At 65.2% G+C, this 12,660-nt stretch carries 13 protein-coding genes; 2 read left to right on the top strand and 11 right to left on the bottom strand.

Annotated features, from left to right (window positions below; genetic code table 11):
• Positions 1 to 20 precede the first annotated feature (20 nt).
• The 11 genes from SR3_RS24645 to SR3_RS24595 form a co-directional block, all read right to left on the bottom strand.
• Positions 21 to 557: a demethoxyubiquinone hydroxylase family protein gene (locus SR3_RS24645; protein WP_068091998.1), complete on the bottom strand. Its 537-nt coding sequence runs from the start codon at positions 555 to 557 to the stop codon at positions 21 to 23.
• Positions 558 to 560: 3 nt separating this feature from the next.
• A complete protein-coding gene (locus SR3_RS24640; RefSeq protein ID WP_084455888.1) occupies positions 561 to 1,031 on the bottom strand; it encodes a disulfide bond formation protein B in 471 nt (156 codons plus the stop codon).
• Positions 1,032 to 1,042: 11 nt separating this feature from the next.
• Complete coding sequence (locus tag SR3_RS24635; RefSeq protein ID WP_084455887.1) at positions 1,043 to 2,404, bottom strand: S41 family peptidase; 1,362 nt, start codon at positions 2,402 to 2,404, stop codon at positions 1,043 to 1,045.
• A 157-nt stretch (positions 2,405 to 2,561) separates the two neighbouring features.
• The gene (locus tag SR3_RS24630; protein WP_068091995.1) at positions 2,562 to 3,782 is read right to left on the bottom strand and encodes a murein hydrolase activator EnvC family protein; all 1,221 of its coding nucleotides are present in this window, start codon (positions 3,780 to 3,782) and stop codon (positions 2,562 to 2,564) included.
• Positions 3,782 to 4,204 (bottom strand): 23S rRNA (pseudouridine(1915)-N(3))-methyltransferase RlmH, encoded by a 423-nt coding sequence (locus tag SR3_RS24625; protein ID WP_068091992.1) that lies wholly within the window; start codon positions 4,202 to 4,204, stop codon positions 3,782 to 3,784. The genes SR3_RS24630 and SR3_RS24625 overlap by 1 nt, the downstream gene beginning before the upstream one ends.
• A gap of 50 nt (positions 4,205 to 4,254) precedes the next feature.
• Positions 4,255 to 4,659 carry a ribosome silencing factor gene (gene rsfS / locus SR3_RS24620; protein WP_084455886.1) on the bottom strand — a complete coding sequence of 135 codons (405 nt, stop codon included), beginning with the start codon at positions 4,657 to 4,659 and terminating at the stop codon, positions 4,255 to 4,257.
• 18 nt (positions 4,660 to 4,677) lie between these two features.
• A complete protein-coding gene (locus SR3_RS24615) occupies positions 4,678 to 5,364 on the bottom strand; it encodes a nicotinate-nucleotide adenylyltransferase (RefSeq protein ID WP_068091989.1) in 687 nt (228 codons plus the stop codon).
• Positions 5,365 to 5,376: 12 nt separating this feature from the next.
• Positions 5,377 to 6,687: a glutamate-5-semialdehyde dehydrogenase gene (locus tag SR3_RS24610; RefSeq protein ID WP_068091986.1), complete on the bottom strand. Its 1,311-nt coding sequence runs from the start codon at positions 6,685 to 6,687 to the stop codon at positions 5,377 to 5,379.
• Between the two features lie 372 nt (positions 6,688 to 7,059).
• Complete coding sequence (locus tag SR3_RS24605; protein WP_068091983.1) at positions 7,060 to 7,779, bottom strand: DUF1013 domain-containing protein; 720 nt, start codon at positions 7,777 to 7,779, stop codon at positions 7,060 to 7,062.
• A 150-nt stretch (positions 7,780 to 7,929) separates the two neighbouring features.
• Positions 7,930 to 8,541: a glutathione S-transferase family protein gene (locus tag SR3_RS24600; RefSeq protein WP_068091981.1), complete on the bottom strand. Its 612-nt coding sequence runs from the start codon at positions 8,539 to 8,541 to the stop codon at positions 7,930 to 7,932.
• Positions 8,538 to 9,545: an NAD(P)H-quinone oxidoreductase gene (locus SR3_RS24595; RefSeq protein ID WP_068091978.1), complete on the bottom strand. Its 1,008-nt coding sequence runs from the start codon at positions 9,543 to 9,545 to the stop codon at positions 8,538 to 8,540. The genes SR3_RS24600 and SR3_RS24595 overlap by 4 nt, the downstream gene beginning before the upstream one ends.
• A gap of 94 nt (positions 9,546 to 9,639) precedes the next feature.
• Here SR3_RS24595 and SR3_RS24590 point away from each other — a divergent pair, with 94 nt between their 5' ends.
• Positions 9,640 to 9,852 carry a DUF1192 domain-containing protein gene (locus SR3_RS24590; RefSeq protein ID WP_068091976.1) on the top strand — a complete coding sequence of 71 codons (213 nt, stop codon included), beginning with the start codon at positions 9,640 to 9,642 and terminating at the stop codon, positions 9,850 to 9,852.
• Positions 9,853 to 10,142: 290 nt separating this feature from the next.
• Positions 10,143 to 12,515 (top strand): ATP-dependent Clp protease ATP-binding subunit ClpA, encoded by a 2,373-nt coding sequence (gene clpA / locus SR3_RS24585; RefSeq protein ID WP_068091973.1) that lies wholly within the window; start codon positions 10,143 to 10,145, stop codon positions 12,513 to 12,515.
• Positions 12,516 to 12,660 lie beyond the last annotated feature (145 nt).

Here is a 12,660-nt window from a genome sequence, read left to right as displayed (position 1 = left end):
GCATCCTTCCCTTAAAAACCTTAAATCCGTTCCGACAGAGCAATCGCCACCTTGCACCCCAACCGGATCGCGCCCGACAGCAGCGGATAGGCCGGAGCCTTCTCCGCCCCCTGCTCGAAGGCGATATCGCGGTGCTCACGCTCTTCATCGCGGGCCTTGGCGATCTTTTCGGCGATCTCGGGCTCGTCCTGGCCCAGCTCTTCCAGCTGCTTGGTGTAGTGGAGATCGATCTCGGTCTCCACCGCAGCGGTGCAGGCCATCGCCGCCTCAGGGCCGATCAAAGCCGTCGCCGCGCCCAAAGCAAAGCCTGCCACATGCCAGAAGGGCTGCAGCAGCGTCGGTCGCGCGCCACGCTCGACAAGGAACTGATCGAACCACTGGCGGTGGACCACTTCCTGCTCCAGCATATGGGCGATGCGGCCGCCATGGGGCCCACGGTCGCCCATCACGGCCATCTGGCCCGCATAGATGCGCACAGCGCCATACTCGCCCGCCTGATCGACGCGGATCATCCGCTCGACGGCCTTGGAGAGGGGCTTTTTCACCGGATCAGCCATGGTTCACGCCTTCTTGCCGCGCAGCAGCAGCGCAAACACGCCCACCGCGCCCAGAGCCGACAGGATAAAGTTGAAGCCTGCCAGCGAAATGCCGAAAATCTTCCACTGCACCACATCGCAGCGGATGATCGGCGCGTTCATGATGGCCGCCAGCGGATCGCCGCCAGCGCCGAAGTTGACCAGCGTGGTGCATTCGGTCAGCCCCTTGAACCAGCCATATTCGACGCCCGCGTGATAGCCGCCAATGGCCGCCGAAACCGCAATCGCCAGACCGGCCAGCGCCACCCACAGCTTCTTGGCGGGCAGCACGAGAGCCGCCACCGCGAAAGCGATCGCAGCGAAATGGGCGTAGCGCTGCCACCAGCACATCTCGCAGGGGAACAACCCGCCCCAATACTGGAAGGCATAGGCCCCGCCCACCAGGGCCACCGGCACCACCAGCGCCAGCGCGCGGGCCTGAGTCACATTTGCCATCGAAGATGATCCTATTTCGCGGCCTTGGGCTGAGCGGGCAGGCCGCCGGTGTGCTTCAGGGTTTCCTCGGCATACCACAGCTGGAAGTCCTTGATGCCCTTGGCTTTCAGCTCATCGGCGGTCAGCTTGAAGCGCGGATCGTCCTTCAGGTCGTTTTCCAGCTTCTTGTCGTCGATCCCGGCCTCGTTGACCAGATGGCGCGCCAGATCGCTCTCGCGCTCGGCCAGCTCGTTGCGGCGGCGGGCGTCGGGATCGGTCAGCTGGGGCACGCGGATGTCGGGATGGATGCCGCCTTCCTGCACCGAATGGCCGCTGGGCGTGTAGTAACGCGCGGTGGTCAGCTTGACGGCGTGATCCTTGTCGAGCGGGATCATCGTCTGCACGCTGCCCTTGCCGAAGCTGCGCTCACCCATGACCAGCGCGCGATGTTGATCCTGCAGCGCCCCTGCCACGATTTCGGAGGCCGAGGCGGTGCCCGCATCGATCAGCACCACGATCGGCAGGCCCTTGGCGGCATCGCCGGGGAACACCGTCTCGGCATGCCAGATGGCATTCTCGGAGGCCACGCGGCCGCGCTGCGAGACAATATCGCCCTTGGTCAGGAACAGATCGGAGAGGGCCACGGCCTCGTCCAGCTCGCCGCCGGGATTGCCGCGCAGGTCGAGGATAAAGCCGGTCAGCTTGTTGCCCGATTGCGCGCGCAGGGTCTGGATCGCCTGATAGACATCGCGCCCCACATTGGTGGAGAACTCGTTCACCGAAATCACGCCGACGGTGCCGTCCAGCTGCGAGGTGACGGGTTTCAGATCGATGGTCGCGCGGGTGACGGTGACATCGAAGGTGCCATCACGGCCCGGGCGATAGATGGTCAGACGGATGCTGGTACCCGGAGGACCGCGCATCTTGTTGACCGCATCATCCAGATCGCCGCCATAGATCAGCTTGCCATCGAGATGGGTGATGTAGTCGCCCGGCTTGATCCCGGCCTTTTCGGCTGGGCTGCCCTTCATCGGCGAAACCACCTTCACCGTGCCCTCATCCATCACCACGGAGAGGCCAAGGCCCTGATAATTCCCGTCGATCATGGTGCGCAGCCGGTCAAGGCTGGAGCCTTCCAGATAGGCCGAATGCGGATCGAGGCTGGCCAGCATGCCGTCGATGGCGCCCTTCACCAGCTTGTCGTCATCGGTCTGGTCGACGTAATTGGCCTTCACCAGCCGATAGACATCGAACAAACGCCCGAATTGCGGCGCCACGCGCCCGTCCACCGCCGAGAGGGCCGCCGTGGTGGCCGGCACCAGCGCCACCGTGCCCAGCAACAGGGCGGCACGGAAAGTGGTGGCAAGACTGGAGCGCATCCCGTTCAAACGCATTTCGGGGCCTTTCAACTGCTTTAAGGATCGAGCCTAGCCGCTCACGCAAGCCAGCGCCAGATGGATCAAGGTGTTAACCCCAAGCGATGTTCCGGATGTGGTTGCGATCCAGAGCCATAGCAACGAAGGTCCAGCAGTTTTTTTGCCGCAAAGCCTGTCAACGCCGCACAATCTGGTCGAGCGGGTTGGCGGGCTGGCCGTCCTTGCGCAGTTCCAGCCCCACCACCGGGCGGCCCGGCCCGGCCAGACCGAGCGGCGCGCCCGCCACCAGACGGTCGCCCACGCGCACATCGACGCGGCCAAGGCCGGTGACAAGGCTGGTCCAGCCGCCGTCATGCTCGATGATGGTGATCTGGCCATAGCCGGGATAGGGTCCGGCAAAAGCGACGCGCCCCGGCGCGGGGGTGACCAATTGCGCGCCCGCAGGCACGGCCAGCGAAATCCCGCGCGAGGCCGCGCCATTGTTGCTGGCCCCGAAACCGGCGATCAGCCGCCCGGACACCGGCAGAATATAATCGGCCAGATGCGCGGGGGGAGGGGTATGGTCTTCCTCCTCGCTGGCCTGCGTGGCTTCCGGGCGGTCGGGGCGGATGATCGGGCCGGGGAGGCGCGCCAGCTTTTCCCGCAGGCCCGCCGCTTTGTCCAGCTCGTCAAGCAGGCCGCCCAGATCGCGCGCGCGCTCCGCCAGCGCCAGAGCGCGCTCCGATTCACGATCCGCGCTGCCCGAGACATCGCGCGCGGCCAGACGCTGGCGCGTTTCCAGCGCGGAGAGCGACTGTTTGCGGTCATTCAGATCCTGCCGCCCGGCGATCAGCGTGGCCTGCGCCTTGCGCTGCTGCGCGGCCAGCGCCCGCGCCTTGTCGATCTCCTGGCGCAATGCCGCCGTGCGCTGGCGCACCTCGGGCATCATGGTGGCGAGCAAGGCGCGCAGATGCGCCGCATCCTGCACCGAGCCGGGCCGCAACAGCGACACGATCAGCGGACGGCGCGAGAGATGCTGCAAGGCCCCCGTCAGCCGCAACAAAGGCTGCTGGCGGCGGGCCAAGGTTGCCGAAAGTTCGGCGCGCTGCTGCTCGATCAGGCGGATGCGGGCCTCATCGGCGGCGATCTCCGCTTCGGCCTGCTGGATGCGCGCGGCAACGGCGGCGGCTTCGCGCGCGGTGTGATCGGCGGCGGCATTGGCGTTGCGCGCATCGGCTTCCAGCTTTTCGGCACGGACACCGGCAGCTTGGGCGGCGGATTTGGCATCGAGCAACTGGCGGCGGGCCTGATTGGGATCGTCACCAACCGTCAGGCCGGGGATCGTGCTCTGGCCCATGGCGGTCACGGCGGCCAGAGCCGCCACGCCAGCCGTGCCGATCCACAGCCCTCTGCGCATCAACCGGCCCGATGGTAGGGGTGGCCAGCCAGAATGCTGGTCGCGCGCCACAATTGCTCGGCCAGCATGGCGCGGGCCATCATATGCGGCCAGGTCATCGCGCCAAAACCCAGCAGCAGATCGGCATGCGCGCGCGCCGCATCGCCATGGCCATCCGCCGCGCCGATCAGGAAGCGGCATTCGCGCACGCCATCGTCACGCCAGCGGCCCAGCAGCGCGGCGAAATCCTCCGAGGAGATCTGCTTGCCGCGCTCGTCGAGCAGCACGTTGCGCACAGGGGTCTGATGCGCGGGAATCGCGCCACCACGGTCGGGCAGCTCGGTATGCTTCACCGGCCAGGCGATGCGCTTCAGATAGCGCTCGACCATCTCCCCCTCGCTGGAGCGGCCGATCCGCCCCCGCGCGATGATATGCAGCAGCATGCGCGCCCCTATGCCTTATGCGTGATTCCCGTCAGGGACGCGAATGATCCTCAGGCAGCCGCCGAGGCGCCGCCAAAGGCCCACATACGCTCCAGATTGTAGAAGCTACGCACTTCGGGGCGGAAGAGGTGAACCACGATGTCGCCGCAGTCGATCAGCACCCAGTCGGCAGCGGGCAGACCCTCGATGCGGACATGGCCGAAACCGCCATGCTTCACGCGCTCGGCCAGCTTCTGCGCCATGGCGGCGACCTGACGGGTCGAACGGCCCGAGGCGATCACCATGTGATCGGCGATCGTGGTCTTGCCTTCGAGCGGGATGGAGACGATTTCCTGCGCCTGATCGTCATCGAGCGAGTTCAGCACCAGCTCGTGAAGCGAACCCGGCTCGGATGCCGGAAGCGGGGCAGGGGCGCCTGTAGAGGCGGTCGGGGATTGGGGGACAGGCTCGTTCATTGAGAGGATAAGCACTCCTTAAGGGCGCGTTGAAAGGGCCGCCGGGCGGCCGATGGATGAAGAAGGTGCGGAAGAAATCAAACGGTGGGTCAACCCATCACGCAGGGCCAAAGGCCCGTTTCCGGGCGTTTGAGCCCAGAGCGGATCGGCCTGCCGGATGGCGCTGGCCGAACGTGGATCGGGATCGAAAGCCAGAAGCACCAGGGCCGGCGCGCTCCAGTCAATCCGGTTGACCGCACTGGCCACAGGCCGCCGGAAACGGCCCAGCCAGGCCATGGCCGGGGCGGCCAGGGCAGCGCCATCATAACCCGGACGGGCGACAACCGCAATCGGCATCGCCCGCGCCATATCGCGCCAGCGATGCCATTGGTGGAATTGCGCCAGATTGTCGGCCCCCATGATCCAGATAAACCGGTCATGCGGGTAACGTCGCCGCAGAACTTTCAGCGTATCGGCGGTGTAGCGCGTGCCGAACTCCCGCTCGATGGCGGTGACGCGGATTCGCGCGCGCCGGGCCTGCTTGACGGCGGAGGCAAAGCGCCTGGGCAGGGGGGCCATGCCCTCCACCGGCTTCAGCGGATTGCCCGGGGAGACCAGCCACCACACCTCATCCAGCCCCAGCGCGCGGAGCGCGCCAAGGCTGATGCGGCGATGACCGCCATGGGCCGGGTTGAACGACCCGCCCAATATGCCGATGCGTCTCATGAGGTCAGTGCGTTACGGGCGGGTCTGCCCTGTGCCGCGCACCAGCCACTTGTAGGTGGTGAGCCCCTCCAGCGCCACAGGGCCGCGCGCATGCAGGCGACCGGTGGCGATGCCGATCTCTGCGCCCAGGCCGAACTCGCCGCCATCGGCGAACTGGCTGGAAGCATTGACCATGACGATGGCGCTGTCGACGCGGGTGAGGAAGTCCTCGGCCACGGAATCGTCGCTGGTGATGATGGCATCGGTGTGGCGGCTGGAATGCGCATCGATATGCGCCAGCGCCTGATCGAGGCCGTCGACAATCGCCACGGAGAGAATGGCGTCGAGATATTCGGTATCCCAATCCGCATCGCTGGCGGGCAGGACGCGCGGATCGAGCGCAAGGGCGCGGGCGTCACCGCGAATCTCGCAGCCTGCCTCGAGCAGATCGGCCACCACCGCCTGAGCCGCCGGGAAGGCCGCATCGATCAGCAGCGTCTCCATCGAACCGCAAATGCCGGTGCGGCGCAGCTTGGCGTTGACCACGATCGAGCGCGCCATGGCGACATCGGCGCTGGCATGCAGATAGGTGTGGCAGATGCCGTCCAGATGGGCGAGCACCGGCACGCGCGCATCATTCTGCACGCGCTCGACAAGGCTCTTGCCGCCGCGGGGCACGATCATGTCGATCAGGCCCTGCGCCGTCAGCATGGCGCCCACAGCGGCGCGATCCTGCGTGGGGATCAGCTGCACCACTTCGGCAGGCACGCCAGCCTTGGCCAGACCCTGCTGGAAGGCGGCCATGATGGCGCGGTTGGAATGCACCGCCTCCGTACCGCCACGCAGCAGCGCGGCATTGCCCGAGGCCAGGCACAGCGCGGCGGCATCGGCGGTGACGTTGGGGCGGCTCTCGTAAATGATGCCGATCAGGCCGATGGGCACGCGCACGCGGCTGAGCGCCAGCCCGTTGGGGCGGCTGGAAGAATCGATCACCTGACCGACAGGATCGGGCAGGGCGGCAACCTGCGCCACGGCATCGGCGATGCCCGCGAGGCGCTTGGAATCGAGCTTCAAACGGTCCAGCAGCGCGCCCGTCAGGCCACGCTCTGCGCCCGCCGCCATGTCCTTGTCATTGGCGGCGAGGATTTCGGTTTCGGCAGCCTTCAAGGCTTCGGCGGCGGCGCGCAGGGCATCGCCCTTCTGCGCCGTGGTCATCCGCGCCAGTTGCGCCTGCGCCGCGCGGCCCGCTTTCGCCAGACGGGCGATCAACGCCTCTGGGGTCTCCGCAGCATGGGTTGCTGCGGGGGCCACGGGTTCGATCTGGGCGGTTTGCGTGTCGGTCATGGTGCTGCCCGTAGCAGGAATATGGGGATATGTCAGGGGTTGAGTCTTTTTTGACTGTTTCAAGACAGGAAAGAGGAAATGCGAGGGTCATCACCCTCGCGCTCCCTTTACTGTCTGCCTTGCACACAGGGTTGGGCCTTGCGCCCAGATTGCCGCGCCGCAGGCTTTAAAAGACTCACTGCCTGCGGCGCTTTAAGTCGCGCAGGTGGAGAGCCGAAGCGCACCATATCGGCGCCACTGCCGCTTCGTCGGAAGACGTCATGGGAGCGCGAGGGGGTAACCCCCTCGCATCTTCTTTTCCTGAATCATAAACCCAAAACAAAACCCCCACAGAAACCTGCGGGGGTCATGCTTAGCTCAAAAAACCGAAGCTTACTCGCCCCAGCCCGGAGGCGGGGTCTGCTGCTCTTCGTTCTCCGAGGCGCGCTTGGCGGCCAGCCAGGCGGCGGCTTCGGCTTCCTGAGCGGCTTCCGAGGCGATGCGGGCCTGCGCCTGACGGGCGGCGCGCAGTTCCTCGATCAACGCCTCGCGGTCATTGCCGAGGCGGGCTGCGGTTTCCTCGTCGTCGGGCTTGCCCTTGGCGGCCTTGGCGATCATCGCATCGAGTTCGCGTTGCGAGCTGAGGCCCAGCGTGACGGGATCCTTCGCCGTGATGTTGGCGATGTTCCAGTGGCTGCGATCGCGAATCGCGGCGATGGTGTGGCGGGTGGTACCGATCAGTTTGCTGATCTGCGCGTCCGACACCTCGGGGTGGTTGCGCAGGATCCAGGCGATGCCATCGGGCTTGTCCTGGCGCTTGGACACCGGCGTGTAGCGCGGGCCCTTGGTGCGGTTCACGGTGGCGGGCACCTTGAACATCTTGAGGCGATAGGCCGGGTCGTTCTGACCCTTCTCGATCTCGGCGGTAGTCAGCTCGCCCGAGCGGAGCGGGTCACGACCGGTGTATTTGGCGCTGGTCAGGTCATCGGCCATGGCCTGCACTTCGAGGATATGCAGCCCGCAGAAATCCGAGATCTGCTCAAAGGTGAGCGCGGTGTTGTCGACGAGCCACGAGGCCGTTGCATGCGGCATCAGCGGGGTGGGCTGGGTCACGGGATCTTCTCCGGCGCGTTGGGGCGAAATCTGGTGAGACAGGCCCTACAGAAACAGCAAGGCCGCCCCTTACCGGAGCGGCCCTTCAACAGCGTTGCCTATCCGAAATCGACATGCCCGGCAAGCAGAGTCTGTGACTCAAGCAACGATTCAGTCCATCGGCACATAGCCCGGCACGGCAGCGACGCGGGCAATCCAGCTTTGGATATGGGGATAGTGCGCAAGGACGAAGCCGCCCGGCTCGCAGACATGGGTGTAGGCATAGAGAGCAATATCGGCCAGCGTGATGCTGTTGCCCACGAACCAGTCATGGGTGGCGAGATGCTCATCCATCAGGCGCAGGGCCGCGTTACCGGCATCCGTCTTGGCGGCAAGCTGGCTGCGCTGCAGATCAGAAAGGTTCGCTGCCCCCAGCTTGCCGAGCCAGAAGCGCAAGGTCGCCACATTGGGTTCGTGGTTGTACTGCTCGAAGAACATCCAGCGCAGCATATCGGCCTGCGCGAAGCGGTCCGTGGGGATCAGCGAAGAGCCATGGGCGAGATACCAGCAGGCCGCGCCGCTTTCGGGCAGGAACTGGTCGCCCATCTGCAGCACCGGGATGCGGCCATTGGCGTTGACATCGCGCAGGAAAGCCTCGGTGCGGGTTTCGCCCCTGGTGATGTCGTAGAAGCGGCGCTCCAGCGCCACGCCGACCAGCGCGGCGGTCAGGCGGATCTTGTAGCAATTGCCGCTGAAGGGGTCTTCATGGAGAACAAAGGTCACGGGGCCACCTCTAGCACGATCTTGCCGATATGGTCGCCCGCTTCCATCCGCGCATGGGCGGCGGCGGCGGCGGCCAGCGCGAAGGTCTGATCCATGATCGGGCGGCACGCGCCCTGCTCGATCAGCGGCCAAACGATGCGCTGAATGTCCTCGGCCACCAGCGCCTTGAAGGCCACATCGCGGGCGCGCATCGTCGATCCCGTCAGAGTCAGGCGCTTGGTCATCACCAGCCACATCGGCACCTCGGCCTTGGCCCCGCCCTGCACGGCGATGGTGATATGGCGGCCGTCATCGGCAAGGCATTTGATGTTCCGGGCCACATAGTCGCCCGCCACCATATCCAGCACCAGCTGCACGCCCTGGCCGCCAGTGATTCGCTTCACCTCTTCCACGAAATCCTGATCGCGGTAGTCGATGGCGTGATCCGCGCCGATTTCCAGCGCGCGAGCACATTTCTCCGGCCCGCCGCAGGTGACGATCACCGTCATGTCGAAGGCCTTGCACAGCTGAATCGCCGTGGTGCCGATGCCGCTGGTGCCGCCGTGAATCAGGATCGCCTCACCCTCGCGCGCCCAACCGCGCTCGAACACATTGTGCCAGACGGTGAAGAGCGTTTCGGGAATCGCCGCCGCCTGATCCAGCGGCAGGGTGGGGGGCACCGGCAGGCACAGCGCGGAATCGGCCACGCAATATTCGGCATACCCGCCGCCCGTCACCAGCGCGCAGACCTGCTGGCCCAGCCAGATCTCATCCGTGCCCTTGCCCAGCGCGACGACCTTGCCCGAAATTTCCAGCCCGGGAATCGGCGAGGCGCCCGGCGGCGGGGGATAATTGCCCTGCCGCTGGATCACATCGGGGCGATTCACCCCGGCATAGGCCACGCGGATCAACACCTGCCCCGTGCCGGGATGCGGCACAGGAGCTTGCCCCGGGTGCAGCACCTCGGGCCCGCCGGGGTGTTCGAAGCCGACCACTGTCATGAATTCAGGGACTATATCCGCCATCACTACCCCGCAAAGCTCGGTAAAGTCGCACTTGCCTGCCGTAAACGTGCAAGCTGTTGACAGCAAGCGCCGCGACGTCAAGGATGCACTTCCAATGGAAGACGATGACCGCCCCGTTCCGTCCGGTGGCGTCAGCAAGGACGCCGCCCAGGCGCTCGCCAGCGAAAGCCTTGACCGCTATTCGCAGGATGAGTTGAGCGCCCGCATCCGTTTGCTCGAAATCGAGATCGAACGCATCAAAGCCCATGCCGCGCGGGCCAGCGCCACCAGACTGGCCGCCGATGCCCTGTTCAGGCCAAGATCATGAGCGCGGGCGCGGTCATTCAAGACATGGGCATCCGGCGTTCCGGCGCATTGGCCAGCGCATTGGATTGCAGCCCCCCTCGTAATTGGGCGAGGGTGGCCCATATAGAGATTGTTGATGGAGCCGACTCCATGATCGGCCCCCGCACCACATCCCATGCCGCCGCCAAAGCAGCATGGACCGCCCGCCCGTTCCGGGTGTTTCATTCCTCCAGCCCCGCTCGCTGTTTTCATCAGGTGCCCGTCCAAACGGCGCCGACTCACGGATGTTGAGTTCCTAGCGAAAGTGCCAAGATGCCCAGTTTCGCCCAAAGCCTCGAAAAAACCCTTCACGCCGCGCTGGCGCATGCGTCGGAGCGCAGCCACGAATATGCAACGCTTGAGCATCTGCTGCTCGCGCTGATCGATGACGTGGATGCGGCTCAGGTGATGAATGCCTGCGGGGTTGACCTTGGCGAACTGTCCGAGGCGGTGAAGCAATATCTGGATCAGGAATATCAGAGTCTGAAAACCAAGGATAAGGCGGAGCCCGCCCCAACCGCCGGTTTCCAGCGCGTGATCCAGCGTGCCATCCTGCATGTGCAATCCAGCGGGAAGGACACCGTCACCGGCGCCAATGTGCTGGTGGCCCTGTTCTCCGAGCGGGATTCCTATGCCGTCTATTTCCTGCAGCAGCAGGATATGAGCCGCCTGGATGCCGTCAGCTTCATCAGCCATGGCATTGGCAAGGGCGGCAAGCGCATCGAGGACAAGCACCCCAAGGGCAGCGAGGAAACCCCGCACGAGGACAAGCCCGAGACCAAGAGCGCCGCGGCCAACAAGAAGGATTCCGCGCTCGACCAGTTCACGGTGAACCTCAACGAGAAGGCGCTGGGCGGCAAGGTCGACCCGCTGATCGGGCGTGGGCCCGAGGTGGACCGCACCATCCAGATTCTGTGCCGCCGCTCCAAGAACAACCCGCTCTATGTGGGCGATCCCGGCGTGGGCAAGACCGCCATCGCCGAGGGTCTGGCGCGCAAGATCGTCGAGGGCGACGTGCCCGAGGTGCTGGCCAATGCGGTGATCTATTCGCTCGACATGGGCAGCCTGCTGGCGGGCACGCGCTATCGCGGCGATTTCGAGGAACGGTTGAAGCAGGTCGTCTCCGAGCTGGAGAAGATGCCGCATGCCGTGCTCTTCATCGATGAAATCCACACGGTGATCGGTGCGGGCGCCACCAGCGGCGGCGCGATGGATGCCTCGAATCTGCTGAAGCCCGCGCTGTCGGGCGGCACGATCCGCTGCATCGGCTCGACCACCTACAAGGAGTTCCGCAACCACTTCGAGAAGGACCGCGCCCTGCTGCGCCGGTTCCAGAAGATCGACGTGAACGAGCCCAGCATCGAGGACACCATCAAGATCCTCAAGGGCCTGCGCACGGCGTTTGAGGATCACCACAAGGTGAAATACACCGCCGAAGCGATCAAGACGGCGGTGGAACTCTCCGCGCGCTACATCAACGACCGCAAGCTGCCCGACAAGGCAATCGACGTGATCGACGAAGTGGGCGCGATGCAGATGCTGGTGGCGCCGAGCAAGCGCAAGAAGACGATCACCGGCCGCGAGATCGAGCAGGTGATCGCCACCATGGCGCGCATCCCGCCCAAGAGCGTTTCCAGCGACGACAAGAAGGTGCTGGAGCATCTGGAGCGTGACCTCAAGCGCGTGGTCTTCGGGCAGGACAAGGCCATCGAGGTGCTGTCCCGCGCGATGAAGCTGAGCCGTGCGGGTCTGCGCGATCCGGACAAGCCGATTGGCTCGTTCCTGTTCTCCGGCCCGACCGGTGTCGGCAAGACCGAAGTCGCGCGCCGTCTGGCCGAGATCATGGGCATTCCGCTCCAGCGTTTCGATATGTCGGAATATATGGAGCGGCACTCCGTCTCGCGCCTGATCGGTGCCCCTCCGGGCTATGTCGGCTTCGATCAGGGCGGTCTGCTCACCGATGCCATCGACCAGCAGCCCCATTGCGTGCTGCTGCTCGACGAGATCGAGAAGGCCCACCCCGATCTGTTCAACATCCTGCTGCAGGTGATGGACAATGGCCGCCTGACCGATCACCACGGCAAGACGGTGGATTTCCGCAATGTGGTTCTCATCATGACCACCAATGCGGGGGCCAGCGACATGGCGCGCAACGGCATCGGCTTTGGCGACATCTCCAAGGCGGACGCCGGCGAGGAAGCGGTCAAGAACCTGTTCACGCCGGAATTCCGCAACCGTCTGGATGCCATCGTGCCCTTCGCCTATCTGCCCACCACGGTGGTCAGCATGGTGGTGGACAAGTTCATCCTGCAGCTGGAACTGCAGCTGGCCGACCAGAACGTCCACATCCAGTTCGACGCCGAAGCGCGCGCCTGGCTGGGTGAACGCGGCTATGACAAGCTCTATGGCGCGCGGCCCATGGCCCGCCTCATTCAGGACAAGGTCAAGCAGCCGCTGGCGGAAGAACTGCTGTTCGGCAAGCTGGCGCACGGCGGCGAGGTGAACGTCACCATCAAGGACGATGAGGATGGCAAGCCCGCCCTCAACTTCCAGCTGACGCCCGCCGCGCCCAAGGTGGTCAACAAGAAGGCCCGTGGCCAGAAGAATGCACCCGAAGCCCCCAGCAAGGCCGACGGCAAGGAGTAAGCGCTGGACCGCGCAAGAAGGGGCGCCACTCGCGAGGGTGGCGCCCTTTTTTGATTCAGGGTTTGAGAAGAAAAGGAAAATGCGAGGGCCATTGCCCTCGCGCTCCGTTTAATGTCAGCCTTGGCGCATCGGGTTCGGCGTTGCG

Source organism: Novosphingobium rosa NBRC 15208, assembly GCF_001598555.1.
Classification (GTDB): Bacteria; Pseudomonadota; Alphaproteobacteria; order Sphingomonadales; family Sphingomonadaceae; genus Novosphingobium; species Novosphingobium rosa.
Note: the sequence above shows the minus strand (reverse complement) of the source record. Positions and strands in the feature narration are given on the sequence as shown.

Excerpts from the sequence above, each read along its gene's own strand:
- SR3_RS24645 (WP_068091998.1), bottom strand. The coding sequence starts at position 557 with ATGGCTGATCCGGTGAAAAAGCCCCTCTCCAAGGCCGTCGAGCGGATG.
- SR3_RS24640 (WP_084455888.1), bottom strand. The coding sequence starts at position 1,031 with ATGGCAAATGTGACTCAGGCCCGCGCGCTGGCGCTGGTGGTGCCGGTG.
- SR3_RS24635 (WP_084455887.1), bottom strand. The coding sequence starts at position 2,404 with ATGCGTTTGAACGGGATGCGCTCCAGTCTTGCCACCACTTTCCGTGCC.
- SR3_RS24630 (WP_068091995.1), bottom strand. The coding sequence starts at position 3,782 with ATGCGCAGAGGGCTGTGGATCGGCACGGCTGGCGTGGCGGCTCTGGCC.
- SR3_RS24625 (WP_068091992.1), bottom strand. The coding sequence starts at position 4,204 with ATGCTGCTGCATATCATCGCGCGGGGGCGGATCGGCCGCTCCAGCGAG.
- rsfS (WP_084455886.1), bottom strand. The coding sequence starts at position 4,659 with ATGAACGAGCCTGTCCCCCAATCCCCGACCGCCTCTACAGGCGCCCCT.
- SR3_RS24615 (WP_068091989.1), bottom strand. The coding sequence starts at position 5,364 with ATGAGACGCATCGGCATATTGGGCGGGTCGTTCAACCCGGCCCATGGC.
- SR3_RS24610 (WP_068091986.1), bottom strand. The coding sequence starts at position 6,687 with ATGACCGACACGCAAACCGCCCAGATCGAACCCGTGGCCCCCGCAGCA.
- SR3_RS24595 (WP_068091978.1), bottom strand. The coding sequence starts at position 9,545 with ATGGCGGATATAGTCCCTGAATTCATGACAGTGGTCGGCTTCGAACAC.
- SR3_RS24590 (WP_068091976.1), top strand. The coding sequence starts at position 9,640 with ATGGAAGACGATGACCGCCCCGTTCCGTCCGGTGGCGTCAGCAAGGAC.
- clpA (WP_068091973.1), top strand. The coding sequence starts at position 10,143 with ATGCCCAGTTTCGCCCAAAGCCTCGAAAAAACCCTTCACGCCGCGCTG.